The organism is Shimia haliotis (genome assembly GCF_900114415.1).
In the GTDB taxonomy this organism is placed as follows: domain Bacteria; phylum Pseudomonadota; class Alphaproteobacteria; order Rhodobacterales; family Rhodobacteraceae; genus Shimia; species Shimia haliotis.
Genome location: NZ_FOSZ01000003.1, coordinates 356,321 through 380,495 on the forward strand (window position 1 = coordinate 356,321; position 24,175 = coordinate 380,495).

Annotated in this window: 23 protein-coding genes; 12 read left to right on the forward strand and 11 right to left on the reverse strand. The window is 59.9% G+C overall.

Annotated features, from left to right (window positions below; genetic code table 11):
• Window positions 1-107: 107 nt before the first annotated feature.
• Both BM069_RS09950 and BM069_RS09955 read left to right on the forward strand, forming a co-directional pair.
• On the forward strand, window positions 108-443 hold the full coding sequence (locus tag BM069_RS09950) for a hypothetical protein (RefSeq protein ID WP_139216176.1): 336 nt from the start codon (window positions 108-110) through the stop codon (window positions 441-443).
• Between the two features lie 170 nt (window positions 444-613).
• Window positions 614-1,450: an alkaline phosphatase family protein gene (locus BM069_RS09955; RefSeq protein WP_093323354.1), complete on the forward strand. Its 837-nt coding sequence runs from the start codon at window positions 614-616 to the stop codon at window positions 1,448-1,450.
• On the opposite strand, the gene BM069_RS09960 is transcribed toward BM069_RS09955, so the two are convergent.
• Window positions 1,447-2,769, reverse strand: coding sequence for an aspartate aminotransferase family protein (locus BM069_RS09960; RefSeq protein ID WP_093323356.1), 1,323 nt, complete (start codon window positions 2,767-2,769; stop codon window positions 1,447-1,449). The genes BM069_RS09955 and BM069_RS09960 overlap by 4 nt on opposite strands.
• On the reverse strand, window positions 2,766-3,602 hold the full coding sequence (locus BM069_RS09965) for a beta-keto acid cleavage family enzyme (protein ID WP_093323357.1): 837 nt from the start codon (window positions 3,600-3,602) through the stop codon (window positions 2,766-2,768). The genes BM069_RS09960 and BM069_RS09965 overlap by 4 nt, the downstream gene beginning before the upstream one ends.
• A gap of 122 nt (window positions 3,603-3,724) precedes the next feature.
• Here BM069_RS09965 and BM069_RS09970 point away from each other — a divergent pair, with 122 nt between their 5' ends.
• The 4 genes from BM069_RS09970 to BM069_RS09985 all read left to right on the forward strand — a co-directional run bounded on the left by BM069_RS09970 (window position 3,725) and on the right by BM069_RS09985 (window position 8,788).
• Window positions 3,725-4,591 carry a MurR/RpiR family transcriptional regulator gene (locus tag BM069_RS09970; RefSeq protein WP_212611529.1) on the forward strand — a complete coding sequence of 289 codons (867 nt, stop codon included), beginning with the start codon at window positions 3,725-3,727 and terminating at the stop codon, window positions 4,589-4,591.
• Window positions 4,592-4,671: 80 nt separating this feature from the next.
• Window positions 4,672-5,634: a TAXI family TRAP transporter solute-binding subunit gene (locus BM069_RS09975; RefSeq protein ID WP_093323359.1), complete on the forward strand. Its 963-nt coding sequence runs from the start codon at window positions 4,672-4,674 to the stop codon at window positions 5,632-5,634.
• An 82-nt stretch (window positions 5,635-5,716) separates the two neighbouring features.
• A complete protein-coding gene (locus BM069_RS09980) occupies window positions 5,717-8,350 on the forward strand; it encodes a TRAP transporter permease (protein ID WP_093323360.1) in 2,634 nt (877 codons plus the stop codon).
• A 12-nt stretch (window positions 8,351-8,362) separates the two neighbouring features.
• On the forward strand, window positions 8,363-8,788 hold the full coding sequence (locus BM069_RS09985) for a universal stress protein (RefSeq protein ID WP_093323362.1): 426 nt from the start codon (window positions 8,363-8,365) through the stop codon (window positions 8,786-8,788).
• Between the two features lie 70 nt (window positions 8,789-8,858).
• Here the strand turns inward: BM069_RS09985 and BM069_RS09990 are convergent, their stop codons facing one another.
• Window positions 8,859-9,266 carry a GFA family protein gene (locus tag BM069_RS09990; RefSeq protein ID WP_093323363.1) on the reverse strand — a complete coding sequence of 136 codons (408 nt, stop codon included), beginning with the start codon at window positions 9,264-9,266 and terminating at the stop codon, window positions 8,859-8,861.
• Between the two features lie 193 nt (window positions 9,267-9,459).
• On the opposite strand from BM069_RS09990, the gene hemP reads away from it, so the two are divergent.
• From hemP to BM069_RS10015, 5 genes are all read left to right on the forward strand, one after another.
• Entirely contained in the window at window positions 9,460-9,597 is a 138-nt protein-coding gene (gene hemP / locus BM069_RS09995) for a hemin uptake protein HemP (protein ID WP_093323579.1), read from the forward strand.
• Between the two features lie 45 nt (window positions 9,598-9,642).
• On the forward strand, window positions 9,643-10,896 hold the full coding sequence (locus tag BM069_RS10000) for an imelysin family protein (RefSeq protein ID WP_170846721.1): 1,254 nt from the start codon (window positions 9,643-9,645) through the stop codon (window positions 10,894-10,896).
• A gap of 92 nt (window positions 10,897-10,988) precedes the next feature.
• A complete protein-coding gene (locus tag BM069_RS10005) occupies window positions 10,989-12,446 on the forward strand; it encodes a di-heme oxidoreductase family protein (RefSeq protein ID WP_093323365.1) in 1,458 nt (485 codons plus the stop codon).
• On the forward strand, window positions 12,446-13,468 hold the full coding sequence (locus BM069_RS10010) for an imelysin family protein (protein WP_244503585.1): 1,023 nt from the start codon (window positions 12,446-12,448) through the stop codon (window positions 13,466-13,468). Before BM069_RS10005 ends, BM069_RS10010 begins: the two co-directional genes overlap by 1 nt.
• A 1-nt stretch (window position 13,469) precedes the next feature.
• Window positions 13,470-14,537, forward strand: a complete 1,068-nt coding sequence (locus BM069_RS10015) for a DUF1513 domain-containing protein (protein ID WP_093323366.1) — start codon at window positions 13,470-13,472, stop codon at window positions 14,535-14,537.
• A 14-nt stretch (window positions 14,538-14,551) separates the two neighbouring features.
• Here BM069_RS10015 and BM069_RS10020 read toward each other — a convergent pair whose 3' ends face one another.
• The 8 genes from BM069_RS10020 to BM069_RS10055 all read right to left on the reverse strand — a co-directional run bounded on the left by BM069_RS10020 (window position 14,552) and on the right by BM069_RS10055 (window position 23,442).
• A complete protein-coding gene (locus BM069_RS10020) occupies window positions 14,552-15,295 on the reverse strand; it encodes an SDR family oxidoreductase (protein ID WP_093323368.1) in 744 nt (247 codons plus the stop codon).
• A 73-nt stretch (window positions 15,296-15,368) separates the two neighbouring features.
• The gene (locus BM069_RS10025) at window positions 15,369-16,817 is read right to left on the reverse strand and encodes an aldehyde dehydrogenase family protein (RefSeq protein ID WP_093323370.1); all 1,449 of its coding nucleotides are present in this window, start codon (window positions 16,815-16,817) and stop codon (window positions 15,369-15,371) included.
• Window positions 16,804-18,408: an ABC transporter ATP-binding protein gene (locus tag BM069_RS10030; protein ID WP_093323371.1), complete on the reverse strand. Its 1,605-nt coding sequence runs from the start codon at window positions 18,406-18,408 to the stop codon at window positions 16,804-16,806. The genes BM069_RS10025 and BM069_RS10030 overlap by 14 nt, the downstream gene beginning before the upstream one ends.
• Complete coding sequence (locus tag BM069_RS10035; protein WP_093323373.1) at window positions 18,405-19,226, reverse strand: ABC transporter permease; 822 nt, start codon at window positions 19,224-19,226, stop codon at window positions 18,405-18,407. Before BM069_RS10035 ends, BM069_RS10030 begins: the two co-directional genes overlap by 4 nt.
• On the reverse strand, window positions 19,223-20,170 hold the full coding sequence (locus tag BM069_RS10040; protein WP_093323375.1) for an ABC transporter permease: 948 nt from the start codon (window positions 20,168-20,170) through the stop codon (window positions 19,223-19,225). Before BM069_RS10040 ends, BM069_RS10035 begins: the two co-directional genes overlap by 4 nt.
• A complete protein-coding gene (locus BM069_RS10045; protein WP_093323377.1) occupies window positions 20,171-20,578 on the reverse strand; it encodes a (R)-mandelonitrile lyase in 408 nt (135 codons plus the stop codon).
• 71 nt (window positions 20,579-20,649) lie between these two features.
• Window positions 20,650-22,125 (reverse strand): ABC transporter substrate-binding protein, encoded by a 1,476-nt coding sequence (locus tag BM069_RS10050; protein ID WP_093323378.1) that lies wholly within the window; start codon window positions 22,123-22,125, stop codon window positions 20,650-20,652.
• A gap of 27 nt (window positions 22,126-22,152) precedes the next feature.
• A complete protein-coding gene (locus BM069_RS10055; RefSeq protein WP_170846722.1) occupies window positions 22,153-23,442 on the reverse strand; it encodes an acetylornithine deacetylase/succinyl-diaminopimelate desuccinylase family protein in 1,290 nt (429 codons plus the stop codon).
• 146 nt (window positions 23,443-23,588) lie between these two features.
• On the opposite strand from BM069_RS10055, the gene BM069_RS10060 reads away from it, so the two are divergent.
• Window positions 23,589-24,125, forward strand: a complete 537-nt coding sequence (locus tag BM069_RS10060; RefSeq protein ID WP_244503586.1) for a PAS and helix-turn-helix domain-containing protein — start codon at window positions 23,589-23,591, stop codon at window positions 24,123-24,125.
• Window positions 24,126-24,175 lie beyond the last annotated feature (50 nt).

Consider the following 24,175-nt stretch of genomic DNA (forward strand, 5'->3'; position numbering starts at 1 on the left):
GAAGAACGGCGTCTTTGGGCGCCGTTTTTTTGTGCGTCAGAGCGATTTTTTGCGACGGAAGTGGCGGTCAGGCGCGTTTGTAGGGGGTGTAACGAATGGAGGCCGGTATGGCGGATGCGAACGACCTGCGGATTTTGGCGCTGTGTGCTGCGATGGGCGGAGCATTTTTGACGAGTTTTCTGGTGGGGGAAGCCAATGCACAGGAGCGTGAGCGGCCAGAGCCGCCCTTTGCGGAGATTGGCGCGGATTTGGGTTTGAGCACAGAACAGGTTGCGGGGTGTTTTCCGGCGCCTCGCGACGAGGAGCGCGGCGCGCGCCCTGAACGGCTGGATTTCCGGGCTGTGGTTGGCTGTCTGATGGAGCAGGACAGCACTTTGAGCGGGGAGGTCATTGCGCGGGCCTTGCGAGACAATGCACCGGATCGGGGCGGCCAGCGCGGGTGAGCGCGCTGCCAATTGAGCCTCCTTGATGGAAAGGCGCGCCTCAATCTCCCCGGCGAGAGGCGCGCCTTTGCCTTGTTCGCTTGCCGCGAAGGAAGAGTCGTTTGCGGATTGTCTTGTGTCGAGGCCTCGGCCTAGGATTTGCGCAATGGCATGTGCATTGGGAGAGGCGTATGGACCGCAAACTGTTGTTGATCATTCTGGACGGGGTGCCCTGGCGCAACTGGAACCGGCTTTTTGGCAATCTTGAAGGCTGGGTTGATAACGGAACGGCGCAGAAGTGGAAGATGACCTCTGTTTTGCCATCCACCTCGGCGAGCTGTTACGCCTCTATTCACACCGGCGTCACACCGCAGGAACATGGCTGCACCGGCAACGGTAATGTATTTCGCATCAAGCAGCCTGATATTTTTGCACAGGTGCGCAAGGCAGGCGGCAAAACGGGCGCGGTGGCGCATTCGTTCTGGAGCGAGTTTTTCAACCGCCATCCCTTCGATTATGTGCGCGATGTGGAGTATGACGAGCCGGATGCCAAGACCATCAATCATGGCCGGTTTCACACAATGACCGGCTACGGCATGGTCAACCAGATGACGCCGTCCGACGTTGATCTGTTCGCCACGCTGAGCAACCTGTGTCTGAAACACGGGTTGGATTATGGGATGCTGCACACTTGCACTTTGGACAGCATGGGGCACCGGTTCCAGCATGACAGTCACGAGATGGATCATGCGTGTTTTGTGATGGATGAGATGCTTGCACCGTTCATCCCGAAATGGCGGCAGTTTGGTTATGATGTGATCGTCACGGCCGATCATGGGCAGGACGAGCGCGGCCACCATGGCGGGCGCAGCGCGTTGCAGCAGGAATTTGCGCTTTATTACTTTGGTGACGCCAAGGGACCGGACAGCGATACGGTGCTGCATCAGTTGCAGTTGGCGCCGACGATCCTGAGCCTGATGGGCGCGGAAATTCCCGAGACGATGAAGGGGAAGCCCTTCCTGAGTTAGGGAAGGCTTTCCGTCAGGGCCGCATCAAGCGCATCCACAATTAGCGAAATATGCGCGTCTTCCATGATGAAGGGGGGCGCGAGCAGGATGTGGTTGCCTTGTTTGCCGTCAACTGTGCCGCCCATTGGATAGCAGATCAGGCCGGCGTCAAAAGCTGCGGCTTTGACTTTGGCGTGCAGTTGCAGGGCGGGGTCAAAGGGGGTTTTGGTTTCGCGGTCTGCCACCATTTCCAGACCGATAAAGAGGCCACGACCGCGGATGTCGCCGATGTGGGCGTGCTGGCCGAAGCGGTCCTTGAGCGCGGTCCGGAGTTTTGCGCCCATGGGGGCTACGTTTTGCGCGACGCCGTCTGTGGTCAGGCGGTTGAGCACTGCAAGCGCTGCTGCGGCGGCCGTGGGGTGGCCGTTGTAGGTGTGGCCGTGCTGGAAGAAACCCGAACCGTCGCGGATGGTGTCAAAGATTTCGGCGGTGCAGAGCATGGCGCCTATGGGCTGATAGCCAGCGCCAAGCCCTTTGGCGACAGCGCAGATGTCGGGCGTGATACCTTCCTGTTCATAGGCAAAAAGGCTGCCGGTGCGGCCCATGCCACACATGACCTCGTCAAGGATCAGGAGGACTCCGTGGGTGTCGCAGATTTCGCGGATGCGTTTGAAGTAGCCTTCTACCGGTGGGACTGCGCCGGAGGTTGCGCCGACGACGGGTTCGGCCACAAAGGCCAGCACGTTTTCCGCGCCGAGTTCGGCGATTTTGGTTTCGAGTTCATTTGCGACGCGCTGACCGTAGTCGAATTCGGTCTCGCCGTCCTGTTGGCCGCGATATGCGTAGCAGGGCGCGATGTGGTGGGTGTCCATCAGCATCGGTGCAAAGGGTTCGCGGCGCCACATGTTGCCGCCTGTCGCCAGCGCGCCGAGGGTGTTGCCATGATAGCTTTGACGGCGCGCGATGATGTGGCGGCGGGCAGGCTCGCCTTTCTCGATCGCGTATTGGCGGGCGAGTTTCAGGGCGGATTCCATGGCCTCTGAGCCACCCGAGACAAGGTAGACGCGGTCGAGGTTGCCGGGGGCGGCTTTGACCAGTGCCTCGGAGAGCGTCTCGGCCGGTTCCGAGGTAAAAAAGCCGGTGTGGGCAAAGGCGACGGCGTCGATCTGGTCTTTGATGGCCTGAATCACTGCGGGGTCGGAGTGGCCAAGGCAAGAGACCGCCGCGCCGCCGGAGCCGTCGAAGTAGGCCTTGCCGGATTGGTCGAAAAGAAACGGGCCGTCGCCGTGGGACACTTTGGGTGGGGTTTTGCGACTGTGGCGGGGAAAAACGTGGCTCATGGCGTGGCCTTTCTGGCGGTTGGTCGGAGCGCGGAGGCGATGCGGGCGATGTTTTCGGCGTTGTTGTGCGCTAAGGTGCCGTCGGGGCGGCAGAGGTTGTTTTCGAAGCCGACGCGGATGTTGCCGCCGAGGCGCGCGGTTTCCAGCATGGCGGCGTGTTCGTTTGGTCCAAAGGCACAGGCCGTCCAGCAGGGGAAGTCGCCGGCGAGCGCGGTCACGAAGGGGGCGAGTTCTGTGGCGCGCGCGGGGCGCGGCGGGGTGTAGCGGCCAAGCACAAGAATGACATCGCGCATGTCTTGCGGGACGATCCGGTCATCTATCAGGCGGCGCAGTGTGGCAAGGTCGTCGGTGTCGTAAAGGATATGTTGTACCTCGGTTCCCGCGTCATGCGCGGTTGCATAAATACGCTGCGCCAACTCGGGAGCGCGCATGATTTCGCGCACTGAAATACTGGCGGCGGCGGGAGCGAGATCAGTAAGGCAGGCCAATTGGTCCGGAACGTCAAAGACGCCTGCGGATTCGGTTGTGATCTGGATCGCCATGTCTGGCGCGAGGTGGTCGATTTCGGCGATGGCCTCGCGATAGAGGCCAGTGTCGAGGCTGTGGGAGCCATCGGGATTCCGGACGTGCAGATGAATGGTGTCAGCACCGGCAAGATGGCAGTCGCGCGCGGTGGTGGTGATCTCGGAAATAGTCACAGGAAGCGCCGGATGGTCCGGCTTTTGGCGGCGGGCGCCGTTTGGGGCGACGGTGATTCTCGGAGAATGCGCGCCGTAAGAAGGCGATTTCGCCGCCTCGGTTGGCGTTTCCGCCAAATTGTAAGTATCTGACATCTTAAGCCTATTTTGCCGCCGTGCGCCTAACTGAGACAATTGCAGTCAACTCTGAAACAAATGTTTCTTTAGTTGACTTGGCGTAAAACAGATGGAATGGTCCTGTCAAGTGGAGGGGATTCGTGAACACAACGATACGGATCGAAGACAGGATCGCGGAAAGCTATTCTGATTTGAGCGCGCGTTTGCAGGAGGCGGCCGACTATGTCGTCGCCAACCAAATGGACGTGGCCGCTCGGTCGTTGAGATCGGTGTCGGCGGCCAGTGGGGTGTCCCCTGCGACCTTGTCGCGTTTGGCGCGGTCACTCGGTTTTGCCAGTTATGAAGAGATGCGCGAATTGTGTCGCACCGCGGTGGGCGGGCGACAGACGTCTTTTGCGGATCGGGCCGATCTTTTGAAGCAAAGCCACAGCGCGGAGCAGAGCATATTGGACCGGCAGGCTGCGGCCTGCGTGTGGAATGTTTCGGAAATGGGGGAGACCCTGGATCGGGCGCGTTTACAGGAGGCTGTGGAGGCGCTGAAGGTGGCACGCAATGTGGTGCTGTTCGGGGCCTTCGGGTCTACGGGCATCGTCGAATACATGGCTTATCTGGCGAATTACTTCTCGACCAACTGGACGTTGGCGGGGCGCATGGGGGCGTCGCTTGGCACGTCTTTGGCCTCGATGGGGCCGGAAGATGTATTGCTGGTCGTGACCAAGGCGCCTTATGCCAGTCGCGCGGTGCGGGCGGCGGAGATGGCACAAGAGGTCGGGGCGAAAACCATCGTTATCTGCGATAGCCACGCCTGTCCGGCTAATAAATTTGCCACTTTCCCTTTTATTGTCCCGTCAGAAAGTCCACAATTCTTCTCATCATATGCTGCGACTCTGGCCTTGATGGAGACAATTATCGCCATGCTGGTGGCGCAGTCCGGAACTGACACAAGTGAGCGCATTCGCGAAGTGGAACGCCGGAACAAGAGCCTGGGAGATTTCTGGGCGGAGTGAGACCACAAAAAGACTTGTCCCGCTTTGGCGGGATGCAAAAAAGACTACGATTTTAACTATCATCAACTAGGGAGCCTAAGATGATTTCCAAACTGAAACTGGCAGGCGCAGCCATTGTTGCGTCGATGACATTCTCCGGTGTCGCAACCGCACAAGAGTTCATCTCGATCGGGACCGGCGGTGTGACCGGCGTTTACTATCCGACTGGTGGTGCGATCTGCCGTCTGGTGAACAAAGGCCGCAAAGAGCACGGCATTCGCTGCGCTGTGGAATCGACCGGTGGGTCCGTTTACAACATCAACACCATCAAAGCGGGTGAGCTGGAATTCGGTGTGGCGCAGTCCGACTGGCAGTACCATGCCTATAACGGCACGTCCAAATTCGCCGACAACCCGTTCCCCGATGTGCGCGCGGTGTTCTCGGTACACCCTGAGCCGTTCTCTGTGATTGCACGCGCAGATGCGGGCGTGAACAGCTTTGCCGATCTCAAAGGCAAGCGCGTAAACGTCGGCAACCCGGGTTCCGGTCAGCGCGCCACCATGGAAGTGGTGATGGAAGCTTATGGAATGACCATGGACGATTTCGCTCTGGCGACCGAGTACAAAGGTTCGGAAATGGCCAAGCAGCTGTGTGACGGCAACATCGACGCGATGGTTTACACCATTGGTCACCCTGCCGCGGCGATCAAGGAAGCGACCACAACCTGTGCCGCGAACCTTGTGAACGTGACCGGCCCCGAAATCGACAAGCTGGTTGCTGACAACTCGTTCTATCGCGTGGCGACCATTCCGGGCGGCATGTACAAAGGCACCGACGGCGACACCACCACCTTTGGTGTGGGCGCGACCTTTGTGACCTCCGCGGCCATCCCTGAAGATGTGGTTTATGTTGTTGCGAAATCCGTGATGGAGAACATCGAAGACTTCCGCAAGCTGCACCCTGCCTTTGCTAACCTGGATCCGGCCGAAATGGTCAAAGACGGTCTGAGCGCGCCGCTGCATCCGGGTGCCGAGAAGGCCTATATGGAGCTTGGCCTTAAGTAAGGCAGGTTGATCCCAAATTAAAAACTGAATGCGCCCCCGATTTCGAGGGGCGCGTTCGCGTATTGGTTCAACGGGGACAAACATGGCACAAGATCATCAGAACGATGGCACCGCCGCCGCAGATGCGATCGTCGCAGAAGCCGATACCGGCGCGCGCAACGCAACCGGATTTCAAGGCAAACTCATTATCGCGATCTGTATTACCTGGTCGCTCTTCCAGCTTTATATCGCGTCAAAACTGCCGGGTGTGATGGCGCAGCTGACCGGCTTTACCGATTTTGCCAATGTGGTGGCACAGGCCCGCTACATTCACCTCGCGTTCGCGATGTCCTTGGCGATTTTGGCCTTTCCGATGTTCAAGTCGTCACCGCGTGACCGAATTCCGGCCTATGACTGGCTGTTGATCGCGCTGGGCGTCGGAGCCAGCCTTTACCTTGTTTTCTTCCGCTATCAGATCGCGGATCGCCCGGGTCTGTGGACCGATACGGATATGATCGTGTCCGCGATCGGGATGATTGTGCTGCTGATCTGCGTGTATCGCTCGTTGGGTCTGCCACTTGTGATCATCGCGTCGATCTTTGTGCTGTTTGCCTTCTTCGGCGGTGAAAGCGCGTGGGTGCGGGACATCACCAACTATGGTGGTGCTTCTCCGAAAAAAGCGCTGGGTCACTACTGGATGCAAACCGAAGGGGTCTTTGGTGTGGCACTCGGGGTGTCCACGACGATGATATTCCTGTTTGTTCTGTTTGGCGCGTTGCTTGATCGCGCGGGCGGCGGCAACTGGTTCATCAAGGTGGCGATTGCCCTGCTCGGCGCGCTGCGTGGCGGTCCAGCAAAAGCATCGGTTCTGTCCTCGATGATGACCGGCATGATTTCGGGCTCGTCAATTGCGAACACTGTGACCACCGGCACGTTCACCATTCCTCTGATGAAGCGCATTGGCTTTCCAGCCGAGAAGGCCGGCGCGGTTGAGGTGGCATCGTCCACCAACGGCCAGCTTACGCCTCCGGTTATGGGGGCTGCGGCCTTCCTGATGGTGGAATATGTGAACATCCCCTACATCGACGTGGTGAAACACGCCTTTTTGCCGGCCGTGATTTCCTACATTGCGCTGCTCTATATCGTCCATCTTGAGGCGCTGAAGATGCAAATGCAGGGCCTCAAAAAGGCAGGTCGTCACATCGGGCCGATCATGATCCTGATCCTGTTCCTGTCCGGTTTCCTTGTGTTGGCTGCTTGCACCTTCCTGATGATTGGGCTTCGGGCGTTCCTTGACCCGATCATGGGTGACAGCATCTATGTTGCGGTGGCCCTTGTCGGGGTGATCTATCTGGCGTTGCTGTATGTGGCGTCGAAGTATCCCGACGTGGAAATGGACGATCCCAACGCGCCGCTGGAGGCGCCGCGTTTGACGCCGACGCTGATTGGCGGGCTGTACTATGCGCTGCCAATCTTCATTTTGGTCTGGAACCTGATGGTGAAAACCGAAGGCCTTGAGCGTCTGTCGCCTGCATTGTCGGCCTTTTGGGCGACGATCTTTATGATCATCGTGGCGCTGACACATCGCCCGATCAAAGCTTTCTTCCGTGGCGAATCCGCCGTGGCCGCAGCGTTTTGGGCGGGCAAGGATGACTTCGTTCAGGGCCTGATCATGGGCGCACGCAATATGATCGGTATCGGCGTGGCCACGGGTGCAGCCGGCATCATCGTTGGCACCATCAGCCTGACCGGAGCGCATCAGGTGATTGGCCAGGTGATCGAGGTGGTTTCGGGCGGCAACCTGATGATCCTTCTTGTTCTGGTGGCTGTGCTGAGCCTGATCCTCGGGATGGGTTTGCCGACCACGGCGAACTATATCGTTGTCAGCTCGCTGATGGCGCCGGTGATCATCGGTGTCGGCGCGCAATCCGGCCTCGTTGTGCCGCTGATTGCGGTGCATATGTTCGTGTTCTATTTCGGAATTCTGGCGGATGACACGCCACCGGTGGGTCTAGCGGCCTATGCGGCGGCGGCGATTTCCCGAGGAGACCCGATCAAGACCGGTGTGCAGGGCTTTGCCTATGACATCCGGACCGCGCTGTTGCCGTTCATGTTCATCTTCAACACCGATCTGTTGTTGATAGATGTCGGGCTGGGCAAGGCGGTGCTGGTGTTCTGTGTCGCGCTGATTGCGATGCTGATATTCGCGGCGGCCACGCAGGGTTACTTCATCGCGAAGTCCAAAAAGTGGGAGAGCGCGGCGTTGCTGTTCATCGCTTTCATGCTGTTCCGGCCGGACTTCTTCATGGATATGGTGAGCGAGAAATACACCTCTGCTCAAGGATCCGCGGCGGTTGAGACCATTGCGACGCAGCCTGAGGGCGCGTTGATCCGCTTGACGGTTTCGGGACCGGACTTTGACACTGGTGATGACCGTCGCACAACCGTGACCATGACGTATGACGGCTCGGGTGGTGAAGAATCCCTGTCGGCCAATGGCTTGGCGGTCATGCCCGAAGGCGACCAGTTGCTGCTTGAGGAGCCGTTCCCTGGAACGCCGTTCTTTGGCTCGCTTGGGACCGAATACGATTACTATGGCGATCAGCCGGTGGTCATCGCAATGGTCGAAGTGGAGAATGATCGGTTGCCCAAAGAACTGTTCTTTATCCCTGCATTGTTGTTGCTGGCGGGTCTGGTTCTGATCCAGCGTCCGCGTGCAACTCAACCGGCGTTCTGAGGAGGACCCTTTATGTTCAAGACTGTATTGCTGACTGTGGACGTGAACGACCTCAAAGGTTCGGAACGTCCGGCCGAAGTGGCGCGCGGGATAATGAAAACCGGCGGAGAAGAGCTGCATGTGATGAACGTCGTGCCAGATTATGGCATGTCGATCGTTGGATCGTTCTTTAGTCAGGACCACAACAAGTTGATCCTGAAAGAGGCCAAGGCGGCGCTGGAACAATGGGGTGCGGAGCATTTGGCCGACGTCGACAATGTGCGTCTGCACGTGGATCAGGGCACGATCTATGATCTGGTGCTTAAGGAAGCCAAAGCGGTGAACGCGGATGTGATCATTGTCGGGGCCCACAAATCCCAGTTGAAGGATTACCTGATTGGCCCGAACGCGGCCCGCATTTCGCGACACGCGAAACAGTCGGTGTTTGTCGTGCGTTGACCGGTGTCAGATGAATTAAAAAAGGCGCTCCGGTTGGGGCGCCCTTTTTTGTGTGATCGTTGTTTGGCGGTTATCCCGGCATCTTTTCAAAGGCGGGAATGCCGTCTTGCAGAATGGTCGCGTCCATTTTGCTTGAGACGTATACGTTCGCTTTCGGGGTGAATTCCTGAGGCTCGTTGATGACGCCCGCACGAATGCCAAGCATGCCTTCGCGTGAGGAGTTTTGCGTGAACAGCGGCGTGCCGCAGGTGCTGCAGAAATGCTTGGTCATGGTGCTTCCGGCGTCGGACGCGTGTTCGAAAGTCTTGGGCGTGCCGGTGATCTTAATGTCGTCCCGCTTCATGAACATCAGCGTTGCGAAGGCGCTGCCGGTGGACTGGCGGCAAGCGGTGCAATGGCAGTTTGCCATGACAGGGACGTCGCCGTCTGCTTCGAACGAGATTTCGCCGCAGAGGCATTGACCGGTGAGTTTAGGCATTGGGTTTCCTTTGAATTCGCACGTTGTGACGTCGACCCTATGCGAATTCCGATGATCATCAAGGTTTCAATGAATTGCTGAGAGGCTCTGTCGGATCAGAGATCGTTAGAAATTAATCTGACAGAAAAACTCGGATTGACATATTTGAGTGATTTTGTCAGTTATCGACTCGAAGGACAAAGGGAGCGAAGGCATGACCTCTTATGAGGACCATCCGGTGTATGACGCGAAAGAATTGACCAAAGGCGAGACGCAGGCGCGGATCGTGTTGGACGGGCAGGTTTATACGTTGCGCATCACCAAGGCCAACAAGCTGATCCTGACGAAATAGTGTGCCGTGCTTGGCAGAAATCTCCGATCAAAGGACTTGGAAATCATGAAAAATGTATTGTTTGGCGCATCTGTTGCGGCGCTGATGTCAGGTGCCGCAATGGCGGACACAGCCGTTTTGACCAACTACGCAAACATCGCGGCCGCGAAATTTGAAGACAGTGTGATCACTGCCAAGGCGCTCAACTCGGCTGTGGACGCGTTGATTGCTGAGCCGACCGAAGTGAACTTGGCGGCGGCCAAGGCGGCATGGCTGGCGGCGCGTGTGCCGTATCAGCAGACCGAGGTTTACCGTTTCGGCAACGCCATTGTGGATGATTGGGAAGGCAAAGTGAACGCGTGGCCTCTGGATGAGGGTCTGATTGACTATGTTGACGCGTCTTATGGCGGGGCGTCTGACGAGAACCCGCTGGGTGTTGCCAATGTAATTGTCAACCCGACTTTGATGGTGAACGGCGTTGCGGTGGATGCGACCAACATCACGCCGGAGTTTTTGGCCGATACGTTGCATGAGGCAGATGAGGTCGAGGCCAATGTTGCGACCGGCTATCACGCCATTGAATTCCTTCTGTGGGGTCAGGATCTGAACGGCACCGGCTTTGGCGCGGGCGCGCGTCCGGCGTCTGATTATGCGGCTGGTGAGGCGTGCACAGGAGACAACTGCGACCGTCGCGCCGCGTATCTGAAGGCGGCCACGGATTTGCTGGTGTCCGATCTGGAATGGATGGCGGCCCAATGGGCAGAGGGCGGCGATGCGCGCGCGGACGTTCTGAAGGACGAAACGGCGGGTTTGTCTGCGATCCTGACCGGTATGGGCAGCCTGTCTTATGGCGAGCAGGCGGGTGAGCGGATGCGTCTTGGCCTGATGCTGAACGATCCTGAGGAAGAGCACGATTGCTTTTCCGACAACACCCACAACAGCCATTTCTATGACGGTTTGGGCATCCAGAACGTGTACCTTGGCAGCTACACCCGTATCGACGGAACAACCGTCAGCGGCGCGTCGGTGTCCGATCTTGTGGCGGCAAAAGATGCCGATCTGGACGTAGAGATGCAAAGCAAGCTGACCGCGACCATGATGGCGCTGGGCGCGATCAAAGTGGCAGCGGAAGCCGGGTTCTCCTACGACATGATGCTGGAAGCGGGTAACGCTGGTGGCGAGGCTCTGATTATGGGCGGTGTAAACGGCCTCGTGGATCAGACCAAATCAATCGAACGCGTGGTCACGACTCTGGGTCTTGGCGACATTGCCGTAGAGGGATCTGATAGCCTCGACAATCCGGATGCGGTTTTCGAATAAGGTTCGCGACAGTTTATCACGCGACATTGAGGGGTGCGGGTCTTTTGACCGGCACCCCTTGGCGGTTACAAAGGGGTATGGCGGTGAGATCCATGATAGCGCGAGCGACTGTTGCGACCTGTTTGGCAGGGGCGGCGATGGCGGGGGATTTGACCGAACCGCATATTTCGGTTGTGCCCCGCACCGAGGCGGAACGCGCCCGGATCGCAGTGGCGGTGCAGCTGCCAACCGACTTTTCAAAAGCGGAACGGTTTGAAGCAAAACCGGGAGGGGCGGCCACGGTGCCGCGGCACCTTGATACCACCGTGTTTTCGCAGCCGGCGGCGGATGTGCCGGAGGCGGAGTTGCTCGACTTTGAGTTGGGACGTGCGATTTTTGAAAAGCTGTGGGTGGCGTCGCCGTCTTCGACCAAGGCATCCGACGGGCTGGGGCCGTATTACCACGCGCGCAGCTGTGGCAGCTGTCATGTGAATGACGGGCGCGGATTTGCCGGCATGGATGCGCTATTGATCCGTGTGTCGGTGCCGGATGGTGACGGCGGCACACGTCCGCATCCCGAATACGGCGGGCAGTTGCAGCACAAGGCGTTGAGCGGGATGGAGGCGGAGTTCCAGCTTAACCTGAGCTATGATGACGTGGCGCTCGACCTGGCCGGAGGCGAGCAGGCCAATCTGCGCAGGCCAGTCTACGGGTTGGAAATGGCGCAGGGCGCACTTGGTGAGGCGGCGATGATCTCGCCTCGCGTTGCGCCGACGATGATTGGGTTAGGGTTGCTGGAAGCCATTCCCACCGAGGATATTCTGGCGTTGTCCGATCCAGACGATCTGGATGGTGACGGGATCTCGGGTCGCGCGCAGGTGGTGCAGAGCGCTGAATACGGAGTGTCGATGCTGGGGCGTTTCGGGCACAAGGCGATGATGCCGACCGTCAGCGAGCAAACCGCCGCGGCCTTTTCTGCGGATCTGGGTCTGAGTACACCTTTGTTTCCTTGGCACTGGGGAGATTGCACAGAAGCACAAGAGGTCTGTCGCGCGGCGCCACATGGTGATGATCCGGAACGCGAAGGGCTGGAGGTCGACAGCCGCGCGATGGCGGTGTTGAACCTTTATAGCCGCAACCTTGGAGTGCCTGCGCGGGTAAATGTGGAAGATCCGCAGGTGCTGCGCGGCAAGAGCCTGTTTCATGAGGCGGGCTGTGCGGCCTGTCACGTGCCCAAACATGTCACCCATCGGCGCGAGGCGGGGACTGGAAGCTTTCAGCTGATTTGGCCATATACGGACCTGTTGTTACACGACATGGGTGACGGGTTGGCGGACGGTCGGCCGGATGGCTTGGCCAACGGGCGCGAATGGCGCACCGCCCCTTTGTGGGGGCTGGGATTGGTTGCGCAAGCGGGTGGGCAGCAGGGATATCTGCATGACGGCCGCGCACGAACGGTTCTGGAGGCCGTGTTGTGGCACGGTGGCGAGGCTGAGGCGGCGAAAGAAAAAGTGGTGGCTCTGACACCGGAAGACCGTGCTGCTTTGGTGGCGTTTTTGGAGAGTTTGTGATGATCCGGATGATCTTGTTGAGCGTTGCGGTGGGTCTTGGTTTGGGAGCCAAAAGCGAGGCGCAATCGGTGGATCTGGGCGCGCGGGTCGCCGCTGCGGTGGAGGGGCATATTGTGCCGGGCTATGCGCGGTTTGCCCAATCGGCGCGCGAGTTGTCAGACGTGGCGAAGGATCAATGCGTGCCCTCTGATGATGGGCTGCAAACCGCGTTCCATCTGGCGTTTGACGATTGGGTTCAGGTCAGTCATTTGCGTTTTGGGCCGAGCGAAGCCGACAATCGCGCGTTTGCTTTGGCGTTCTGGCCCGATACACGCGGCAAAACTCCCAAGGCTTTGGCCGGATTGATTGCGAAGAAGGCACCAGCCGGGCTGGATGTCGAAGAGATGATGCAGCAAAGCATTGCTGCACAAGGGTTTTACGCCTTGGAATTTTTGCTCTTTGATCCGCAGATCATGATGATGGGCGAAGCGAGCTATCGCTGTGCGTTGGTTCGGAATTTGGCGGAAGGGATCGCGATCCGTGCCGAGGCCATTCATCTGGAATGGGCGGATGGCTACGGGGCGGCGATGATGTCGCCAGCGGAAGAAGGGCCCTACCGGACCGCGGAAGAGGCTGCGGGGGAGTTGGTGAAAGCAGTGGCGACTGGATTGCAATTCACGGATGAGGCACGGCTGGCGCGGCCTTTGGGCACGTTTGAGAAGCCGCGACCCAAACGGGCGGAGGCCCGGCGGTCAGGCCGCTCGCTGCGTCATGTGGTGTTGTCGCTTGAAGCCACTGGCGACTTGGCGGTTATTCTGGCGGGGGAGACCTCGGCAGGGCAGCGGGTTGCGACCGGTTTTGCCACGGCGCTGAGCAATGCGGAGATAGAGGATCCGGTGTTTGCGGGTGTGGCCGATCCAATCGGACGCCTGAAGGTGGAGAGCTTGCAGCAATATGTCTACGGCTTGCGCGAAGAGGCGGTGGGCGAGTTGGTGGATTTGCTGGGCGTGTCGATCGGTTTCAACGCGCTGGATGGAGATTGACATGGCGACGCGGCGGCGGTTTCTGGCAGGGGTTTTGGCGGCTGGTTTGATGCCGATCCGCGGTTGGGCGTCGGTCGGAAACCCTAAGTATCTGAGCGCGGCGCGGCGACCCAAAGGCGGCTATGTGCTGGTGGGTTTACGTGGCGACGGTGCGTTGGCGTTTGAGGTGGATTTGCCTGCACGGGGCCATGCGGCGGCCGCCCATCCGGAGCGGGCGGAAGCTGTGGCTTTTGCGCGGCGCCCAGGGACATATGCGGTGGTTTTGGACTGCTCCGACGGAACGGTTCTGGCACGGCTTGAGGCGCCTCAGGGGCGGCACTTTTACGGACACGGCACGTTTTCTCGCGATGGAAGGCGGCTTTTTACCACAGAGAATGATTTTGACGGCGCTGCAGGGGTAATTGGTGTTTGGGATGCGGCCAATGGGTATCGGCGGTTGGGCGAGTTTGCCTCAGGCGGCATCGGGCCGCATGAAATCGTGCATGTGCCCGAGCTGGAACTGTTCGCCGTGGCCAATGGTGGAATTCAAACACACCCAGAAACCGGACGTGAAAAGCTGAACCTGCGCACAATGCGGCCGAACCTGACCTATGTGGATGGGGAGGGCAGCGTCGCGCAGCGTGTGCAGTTGCCAGATGAATGGCGCTTGAATTCGGTCCGGCACCTGTCGGTCGGGCCTCGTGGGCAAGTTGCTTTTGCGATGCAGTGGCAAGGGGATGCGTGGGATGCGCCGGTGTTGCTCGGGCTGCATGTTCTGCGACAGGCGCCGGTCTTTTGCGAAGCACCGGAAGCGCCCCATCTGGCGATGAAGGGATATGCCGGAAGCGTGGCTTATTGCGGCAGTAAGAACTGGGTCGCGATTTCCAGCCCGCGCGGTGGCTTTGTGCAAAGATTTGACAGCGCCAGCGGTCGGTTTTTGGGCGCAGTCGGAGCGGCGGACGTTTGCGGGATCAACGGATCACGCGGCGGCATGATTGCGACCACAGGCACGGGGCTGGTGATCGGTATTGAAGATCGGATCAGCGCGCGGCACCCCTTGTCTTTTGACAACCACCTGATCGCGCTGTAGCCGCACCCGCGACGTCAGATACAGCGCCCGCCGTCCACCTCCATCAACGTACCGGTGATCATGCTGGCCTCGTCCGAGCAAAGGAATGCGGCGGCGTTGCCCATATCTTCGGGTTGGGAGAAGCGGCCGAGCGGGATGGTGGAGAGGAATTTGGCGCGCACTTCCGGTGTGTCTTCACCCATGAAGGATTTCAGGAGCGGTGTTTCGCCCGCTACGGGATTGAGGGCGTTTACGCGGATGCCGTGCGGGGCCAGTTCGACGGCCATGGTTTTGGTGGCGACGTTGGCCCAGCCTTTGGAGGCGTTGTACCAGTTCAGATTGGGGCGCGGGGAGAGGCCTGCGGTGGATGAAATGTTCAGGATCGCGCCCTGACCGCGGGATTTCATGTGCGGCACGAGTGCTTGGGCTGTGAGGTAGATGGATTTGCAGTTCACGGCGAAGACGCGGTCGAAGTCGTCCTCGCTGACATCTTCGAGCGGGGTGGGCAGGTGGGTGACGCCTGCGTTGTTCACCAGAATGTCGATCTGGCCCCATGCGGAAAGGGCGGTGTCGATCATGGCCTGCACGCTGGCGCGGTTTGAAACATCGGCTTGGCATGCGAAGGCGTTGTCGTTTTCGGCAGCTTTGGCTTCGGCGGTGTCGCAGTTGATGTCTGCCACCAGAACGCGGGCGCCCTCGGTCAGAAATTTGTCGACGATGCCTGCGCCAAAGCCCTGGGCGCCGCCGGTGACGATGGCTGTTTTGTTTGCAAGACGCATTGGATTTGGTCCTTGTTGTGGCCGTCGGATGCCTCCGGCGGGAGTATTTGGGCAAGAAAGAAGGGCGGGGTGGTCAGCCGTGCAGCGCGGCGACGGTTTTGAGTTGGGAGAAGTGGAAGAGGGCCTCAAAGCCTTTTTCGCGGCCGTGGCCGGAGTGGCCGGTGCCGCCAAACGGCAGTTCGACGCCGCCGCCTGCGCCATAATTGTTGAGGAAGACTTGGCCGGCGTTCAGCTTTTTGGCGAGGCGCATTTGGCGGGCGCCGTTTTGGGACCAGACAGAGGCGACGAGACCGTATTTGGTGGAGTTGGCGATTTGCAGCGCTTCGTCTTCGGTGTCGAAGGGGATCAGAACTTGCACGGGCCCGAAGATCTCATCTTGGGCGAGTGTGTGGTCGGGCGGCACGTCGGCAAAGAGGGTTGGCGCGACGTAGTGGCCGGCGGCGTCGGTGGCGATCTGGCCCTGGGCGGCCATGTTGAGGTCGGCGCCTTTGCTGAGGAAGTCGGTGACGAGGTCTTTTTGACGGGCTGAGATCAGGGGGCCGAGGGTGGCGTCCTCAATGGCTGGGGCGGCGCGCATGTCGGCGTAAGCGGCGGCCATGCGGGTTGTGACCTCGTCATAGACCGCGCGTTCAACCAAGATGCGGGAGGAGGCGGAGCAGGTTTGGCCTGCGTTCTGGATGCCTGCGTTCACAAGGAAAGGCAGCGCGGCGTCCAGATTTGCGTCGGCAAAGACCAGTTGCGGGGATTTGCCGCCAAGTTCCAGCGTAACGGGGATGACGTTTTGTGCGGCGGCAGTTTGCACCAGTCGGCCTGTGTTCACGGAGCCGGTGAAGGAGATGTGTTGGATGTCTGCGTGACCTGCGAGGGCGGCGCCAGCCTCGGCCCCAAGGCCCGGCACGACGTTGAGCGCACCGGCGGGTAGGCCGGCTTGCATGGCAAGATCGGCGAAGGCGAGGGCGGTGAGGCAGGCCTCTTCGGCGGGTTTCAAGACGCAGGCGTTGCCCATGGCGAGGGCCGCGCCGACGGAGCGGCCGATGATCTGCATCGGGTAGTTCCACGGCACGATGTGGCCAGTGACGCCGAAGGGTTCGCGCAGGGTGTAGACGGTGTAGCCGTCCAGGTAAGGGATGGTTTCGCCGTGCACTTTGTCGGCCGCGCCGCCGTAGAATTCCATGTAGCGGGCGAGGGCGGTGACGTCGTTTTTCGCCTGCGTCAGGGGTTTGCCGACGTCCAAAGCTTCGAGCAGGGCCAGAGTTTCTGCGTTTTCTTTCACCAGTTCACCAATGCGCATCAGGATGCGGCCGCGCTCGGCGGCGGTGGATTTGCCCCAAACGCCTGCGCGCGCTTGGTGGGCAGCGGCGACGGCGGTGTCGATGTCAGCAGACGTGCCGCGTGCAATGGCGGCGAGGCCAGAGCCATCGGAGGGGTTGGTCAGATCGAGGGTGTCGTTGCTTTGTGCAGCCACCCAATGACCGCCGATCAGGCAGAGGGTGGGGGCAAAGGGCAGGTCAGGCAGGTGCATCGGAAAGTTCCTTGAGATCGGGCAGGACGGGCGCGGCGGCGATCAGGCTGCGCGTGTAGGGGTGTTGTGGGTTTGTGAAGACGGCGTCGGTGTCGCCCTGTTCGACGATTTCGCCGGATTGCATCACCAGCACGCGGTCGGTCACGGTGCGCACCACCGACAGGTCGTGGGAGATGAAGAGGTAGGCGAGGTTGTGGCGGCGCGAGAGATCGGCAATTAGGTCGAGGATTTGCGCGCGGATGGAGACATCCAGCGCCGAGACCGCTTCGTCAAAAATGATGAGTTCCGGTTTGGTGATCAAGGCGCGGGCGATGGCGATGCGTTGGCGTTGGCCGCCAGAAAATTCGTGGATGTATTTGGTTGCGTCCGAGGGCGCGAGGCCGACGTCGGTGAGAACGGTGGCGATGGTTTCGGTGAGGGCTTCGCCTTTCGGGGCATCGGGGGCGAGGTAAAAAGGTTCGCTCAGAATGCGGGCGACGCGGTGGCGCGGGTTGAAGCTGCCGTAAGGGTCTTGGAAGACAACTTGGGTTTTGACGCGCTGGGCGGCGGGCATGCTTGGCGAAACTTCGACGCCGAAAGCGGTGATCGTGCCGGATTGCAGCGGCTCAAGGCCGAGAATCGCGCGGGTCAGGGTAGACTTGCCGCAGCCGGATTCTCCCACGAGGCCCAAACGTTCGCCGTGGTGAATGTCAAAGGAGACGGCATTCACGGCGCGGGCGTGTTGGCGCGGCGCAAAGAGGCCGGTGCGCGGCAAGGGGTAGTCGCGGGTGGCGTTTTCCACCGACAGGATCGGGATGTGGCCTTCGGAAGGTTCGGGTAGGTCGACCTGATGGCTGGAAGCTTCAAACAAGGCCTTGGTGTAGGAATGGCTCATGGTGGCGAGCAGGGTTTGCGTGTCGCCTTGCTCAACGATTTCACCGTGGCGCATGACGATGATGCGGTGTGCCATGTCGGCGACGACGGCGAGATCGTGGGTGATCATCAAAAGGCCCATGTCGAACTCATTCACGAGGTCTTTGAGCAGGTCGAGGATGCGGGCCTGCGTGGTGACGTCGAGCGCCGTGGTGGGCTCGTCCGCGATCAGGAGGCGCGGGCGGCGGGCGATGGCCATGGCGATCACCACGCGCTGACGCTGACCACCAGAGAGTTCGTGCGGGTAGCGAGACAGGGGAAAGCGGTCTTGGGGAAGGCCGACGCGGGCGAGCATGGTGGCAGCTTGTGATTGGGCCTCGGCTTGAGTGGCGGTGGAGTGGATCAGGATGGTTTCGGCCACTTGATCGCCGATCGTCTTTACGGGGTTGAGCGCGGTCATAGGCTCTTGAAACACCATGCCGACGTCGTTGCCGCGCATGGCGCAAAGGTCAGCTTCGGGCAAGGTCAGAAGGTTGCGGCCATTAAGATGGATCGCGCCCTGCGTTGTGGCGCTTTCGGGCAGGAGTTGCATGACGGAAAAGGCGGTCATGGATTTGCCGGAACCGCTTTCGCCCGTGATGGCGACGATTTCACCAGGCTCGATGGAGAAGGTCACATCGCGCAGGATCGGCAGCGAACCGATCGAAAGCGAGAGGTTTTCAACGGACAGCAGTGTCATGTGCGCATCACCCTGATTTTCGGGTCGAGGTGGTCGCGCAAGCCGTCGCCGAGAAGGTTGAGGCCAAGAACGGCGGAGATAATGGCGAGGCCGGGAATCAGGGCGAGGTGGGGCGCGAAGGCGACCATGGTTTGCGCGTCGGCCAGCATGCGGCCCCATGAGGGGGTCGGGGGCTGAGCGCCAAGACCGATGTAGGAAAGGCCTGCTTCGGCGAGAATGCCGAGGGAGAACTGGATGGTGCCCTGCACGATCAGAAGGTTGGCGACGTTGGGCAGGATATGCTCGGTCGAAATGCGGGCGGCGGATTTGCCTGCCACCCGCGCGGCGAGAATGAATTCACGTTGCCAGAGGGGGAGCGCGCCGGCGCGGGTGAGGCGGGCGAATACAGGGATGTTGAAGATGCCGATGGCGATGATGGCGTTGATTGCGCCCGGGCCGAGGATGGCGGTGATCAGGATGGCGATCACAAGGCTGGGGAAGGCGAAGATGAGGTCGTTGCCACGCATGATGATTTCATCGACCCAACCGCCGCTTTGTGCCGCTGCCCAGAGGCCGAGGGGCACGCCGATGCCCATACCGATGCCCACCGCCACCAGTGCCACCGCAAGCGAGGTGCGTGCGCCGACCATGATCATGGAGAAGATATCGCGACCGAAATGATCGGTACCGAGCCAGTGCGCGGCCGTGGGGGTTTGCAATTTGTTGGGGATGTCCATCTGCGTGATGTCGTAGGGCGTCCAGATAAAACTGATCAGGGCGCAGGCGAGGATCACGGAGCAGAGCAGGCTGCCGAAGAGGATATTGCGCGAAAGCCTCATGTGCGGGACCTCAGACGGGGATCAACGGCGGCATAGGCAAGATCGACCACGAAATTGACCATGATCACGAGGAACACCAAGAGCATGACCACGCTTTCCACAACGATCAGGTCGCGGGACGAGATGGCCTGGAAGATGAGGCGGCCAAGGCCGGGCAGGAAGAAGACCTGTTCGATGATGATGCCGCCCGCGAGCAGGAAGGCGAATTGCATGCCGATAATGGTCAGAACGGGAATAAGCGCGTTTCTGAGGCCATGACGGAAAAGGGTTTGGCGTCGTGTCAGACCTTTGGCACGGGCGGTGCGCATGAAGTCCTCGCTGAGGATGTCCAAAAGCGAGGAGCGCATGACGCGGGCAAGGATAGCCGACTGCGGCAAAGCGAGTGCGATGGCGGGCAATGTCAGAGACTTGAGGGCGGGCAACAGGCCTTTGTCCCAGCCGACAAAGCCGCCGGCAGAGAACCAGCGCAGGTTGATGGCGAAGATCAGAACGAGCATCATGGCGAACCAGAAGTTCGGCACAGCAATGCCGAGTTGGGTGGCGCCCATGACGGCCATGTCGCCGGCTTGGCCACGGCGGGACGCTGCATAGATGCCGACGGGGAAGGCGATGAGCGTTGAGAGTGTGAGCGCATAGAGCGCGAGGGGGAGTGAGACCCAGATGCGGTCCGTAATCATTTCCGCAACGGGGGTGCGGTATGTGTAGGACATGCCAAAGTCACCGGTCATCATGCCGCCAATCCAGTTGAAATACCGTTCGGATTTTGGAACATCGAGACCCAGTTCAGCGCGCAGGGCAGCGACGGTGTCGGGCTGTGCGTTGAGGCCAAGCATAAAGCTTGCGGGGTCGCCGGGGGCAATTTCGATCACGGCAAAAATCACCACCGAGGCGATGGCGAGGCTGATCAACAGCGAGAGCAGGCGTTTGAGGGTGTAGCGCAGCATTTAGGTGGCGGGCATCAGATAGTCGTCGTCGCAGACATGTTCGAGCCAGTTCGCGCCGGAGCCGTCTTTTACATCCTGAATGGCGACATGGCACATTCCGGTGTCTGGACCTGCGCCGTGCCAGTGTTCGACGTCGGGCTCAATCCAGATGCTGTCTCCGGGGCGGATAATGCGGGGCGCTTCGCCGCGCAGCGCGATCAGGCCACAGCCGGACACCACATGCAAAATTTGGCCCACAGGGTGTGTGTGCCACGCGGTGCGCGCGCCCGGTTCAAAAGTCACGCGCGCGGCAAAAACCTGTGACGGTGAGCGGCTTTCGGTGATGATATCAAGGCGCACAGTGCCAGTGAAATACTCGGCTGGGCCTTTGCGACTGGGCACGGAACCGGCAGGGGTAAGGTCGATCATGTCGGGGGCTTTCGGAGTAGGTGCGCCGGCAGGTCGGGGAAGAGGTCCGAGGGCTGCCGACGCGGGGAGTGTTAGTTGGCCCAGCTGACCGCAGTCAGGTCGGTGGCCTGGGTTGGCGCATTTTCCCAAAGACCCTGAACGCCGGCTTTGGCCACGGTGGGGAAGGCGAGCTGGAACAGGTAGCCGTTCACATAGTCCTCCGAGATCATCGTTTGCGCGAGAGCCAGAAGGGCGGTGCGTTCCGCAGGCGCGGTGGATTTGTTCAAGGTTTCCATGATCTGCTGGAACTCGGGCCTACCATACTGGAAGTAGTAGTCCGGCCGCGCATAGATGCCGATGTCGAAGGGTTCTGTATGGCTGACGATGGTCAGACCGTAGTCTTTGCCACGGAAGACCTGTTCCAGCCATTGCGCCCATTCCAGATTGCTGATTTCGGTTTCGATGCCCACAGCGCGCAGCTGAGCCGCGATGATTTCACCTCCGCGACGGGCGTAGGACGGCGGCGGCAGTTTCAACGTGGTGGTGAACCCGTCGGCAAAGCCAGCCTCGGCCAGCAGTTTCTTGGACAGCTCGGGATCGTAGGCCGAGTTGCCGGTCAGATCGACATAGTCCGGATGGTGCGGCGCGAAGTGGGTACCGATGGGCGTGCCAAGGCCAAACATGGCGCCGTCAATGATCGCTTGCCGGTCAATCGCATGGGCGATGGCTTTGCGCACCTTCACGTTGTCCAGAGGCGGCATTTTGTTGTTGGTGGACAGGATGGTTTCGCCTTCGGAGTTGCCGACAATGACCTGAAAGCGCGGATCGGCCTCAAATTGTGGCAGCGCCTCTGGCGTCGGAAAACCGGAGAACACGTCAATGTCTTCGGCCATCATGGCGGACATGGCGGCTGTGGGATCTGAGATGAACTTGAAGGTCACGTTCTCAAGAATGGCCGGTGTTCCCCAATAGGCGTCGTTGCGCATCAGCTCGATCTTGTCGCCCTGCACCCAGTTTGAAAATTTGAACGCTCCGGTGCCGACCGGCGCGGATTTGATGTTTTCAATGCTCTCTGGTGCCACGATCACCGCGTCGCCCCATGCGAGGTTGAAGAGCAGACTGCCGTTCGGCTCCGAGAGGGTGATTTGGACCGTGGCGGGATCAACGGCGGTCACATCAGAGATGCCCGAAAAGAGCGCTTTTTGCGCATTCACGCTGTCTTCGGCGCGGGCGCGGTCCAGCGAGAATTTCACATCCTCGGCGTCCATGGTCGTGCCGTCATGGAAGGTCACACCGTCGTTGAGCATAAAGGTGTAGGTCAGACCGTCCTCGGAGATTTCCCAGCTTTTGGCGAGGCCAGGAACAATCGCGCCGTCGGAGGCAAAACGGGTGAGACCTTCAAAGACGTTGGAATATAGCACCGAGTCAATGGCTCCGGCCGCGGCGGACGTCGGATCAAGATGCGGCGGCTCAAGTTGGAGTGCGACGGTGATGTCGCTTTGGGCGCTGACGGCCGTGGCAAAGGCGAGCGGCAGGGCGCTGGCCAAAAGGAACGTGCGGTATTTCATAGTCTCTCTCCCTAATTTTTGTTGTTTTTATTCTTGTGGTAAAAGCAGTTGGGTCAGGCTGTGGGCCATGACCTTGGCGCTGTCGATCATGTCGTCAATACCGATATATTCGTCCGGTTTGTGCGCCAACTCAAGGATTCCGGGCCCATAGGCGATGCAATTCTTGAGTTTGCCGATGCGATCAATGTGTTTCTGATCGTAGGTTCCGGGGCTGGCGACGTAGTCTGGCGCCTTGCCCAAGACGTCGTGAATGGCGCGGTCAACTGTGGACACGACCGGCGCGGCACGGTCGGTCATCGAGGGTGCGACATGATTGAGTTCGCGCATCTCGAAGCGGAAGTTTTCACGGTTTTGCGCGAGATCTTGCAGCAGCTGTTTCACCTCACCGGAGACCTGCGCGTGGTTTTCTTCCGCCAGATAGCGGCGGTCAATCACGATGCGGCAACTGTCTGGCACACAATGGGCGGGCAGACCTGTGTAGTCTTCGGGCTGTTCCGGCTGGCCGCCGTGGATTGAGTTGATGTTCATGGTCGAGGAGCGCGCACCCTCGGGCACAACCGGCATGTCGGTGTGACGGGCTGCCATGGCGGGGAAGAGATCGGATTCGAATTTGTCCAAAACCGCCCCCATGTGGCGCACGGCGCAATCTCCGAGGAAAGGCATGGAGCCGTGGGCGATTTCGCCGAAGGTTTCGATTTCGGCCCACCAGCCGCCACGATGGCCCAAACAGATGCGGTCTTTGTTCAGGGGTTCGGGGATGATGACATGCTGCACGCGTTCGGGGGCGAAAAACCCCTGCTCGGCCAGATGGGCGACACCGCCATAGCCGCCGGATTCCTCATCCGCCGTGCCGGAGATTTCGATGGCGCCGTGAAAATCGGGGAATTCGGCGATGAAGGCTTCGGCGGCGATGATAGAGGCTGCAAGCCCGCCTTTCATGTCACAGGCCCCGCGCCCGTAAATTTTGCCGTCATGTACTTCGCCGCCAAACGGATCAAAGGTCCAGCCATGGCCGACCTCCACCACATCGGTGTGGCTGTTGAAATGCACGCAGTCGCCGGGGTGATGGCCGGATTTATGCGCGACAATATTCCATCGCGGAAATTTGTCGCTGTCGCCGGGCGCGCCATGGGCGCGGATCAGTTGCGTGTCAAAGCCGTGACGGGTGAGTCGGGTGTCGAGATAATCACAGATGTCGCGGTAGCAATCGCCTGGCGGGTTGAGCGTCGGGATGCGGATCAGATCCTGCGTGAGTTGAATCAGCTCGTCGCGCATGGATTGTATGCGGATCATCAAGCGGTCTGTATCGACGGACATATGAGTGCCTCTGGCGGTGTGCGTGTGGGACGTGCGGGTGCCTCCGGCGGGAGTATTTGGGCAAGAAAGAAGCCGGAGTGGCGCAAGTGTGGCTTGCGTCGGGCTACGGTATCAATACCGTATGATTACGGTTTGAGGGGATGGTGATGGATTGGGACATGCTGGCCTATGAGGCGGCGCCGGTTGGGATTGTGGCGACAGAACATCGGGTGATCCGTGCCTGCAACCGCAGTTTTGCGGAGATGCTGGGCTATGCGCGCGACGCGTTGGTGGGGCAGTCGTTTCGGCTTTTGTATGACACTGCGGCGGAGTTTGAGCAGGTACGCGATATCGGGCTGGCGCCGTTGAGATTGGACAATGCCTATAGTGATGAGCGGATGATGCGTCGTGCGGATGGTGGGCAAATCTGGTGCAGGTTTCGGGCGCAAACGCTGACACCCGAGGATCCGCTGGCGCGGTTGATCATGAGCTTTGCCGTGATTCACGAGGGCCCGCCGGTATCGTTGAGCCCGCGGGAGCGGCAGGTGGTGGGCGGCTTGGGGCGTGGTTTGACCAGCAAGGAGATCGCGCGGGAGCTGGGGCTTAGTCCGCGCACGGTTGAGGACGTGCGAGCGCGGCTTTTGAAGCGGTTTGCGGTCAGGAATGCGGCTGAGCTGTTGGCGCATCTGACGATTGGCGGATAAAAAACGCCCCGCATTTGCAAGCGGGGCGTTTTCGTAATGACAAGTTGCGC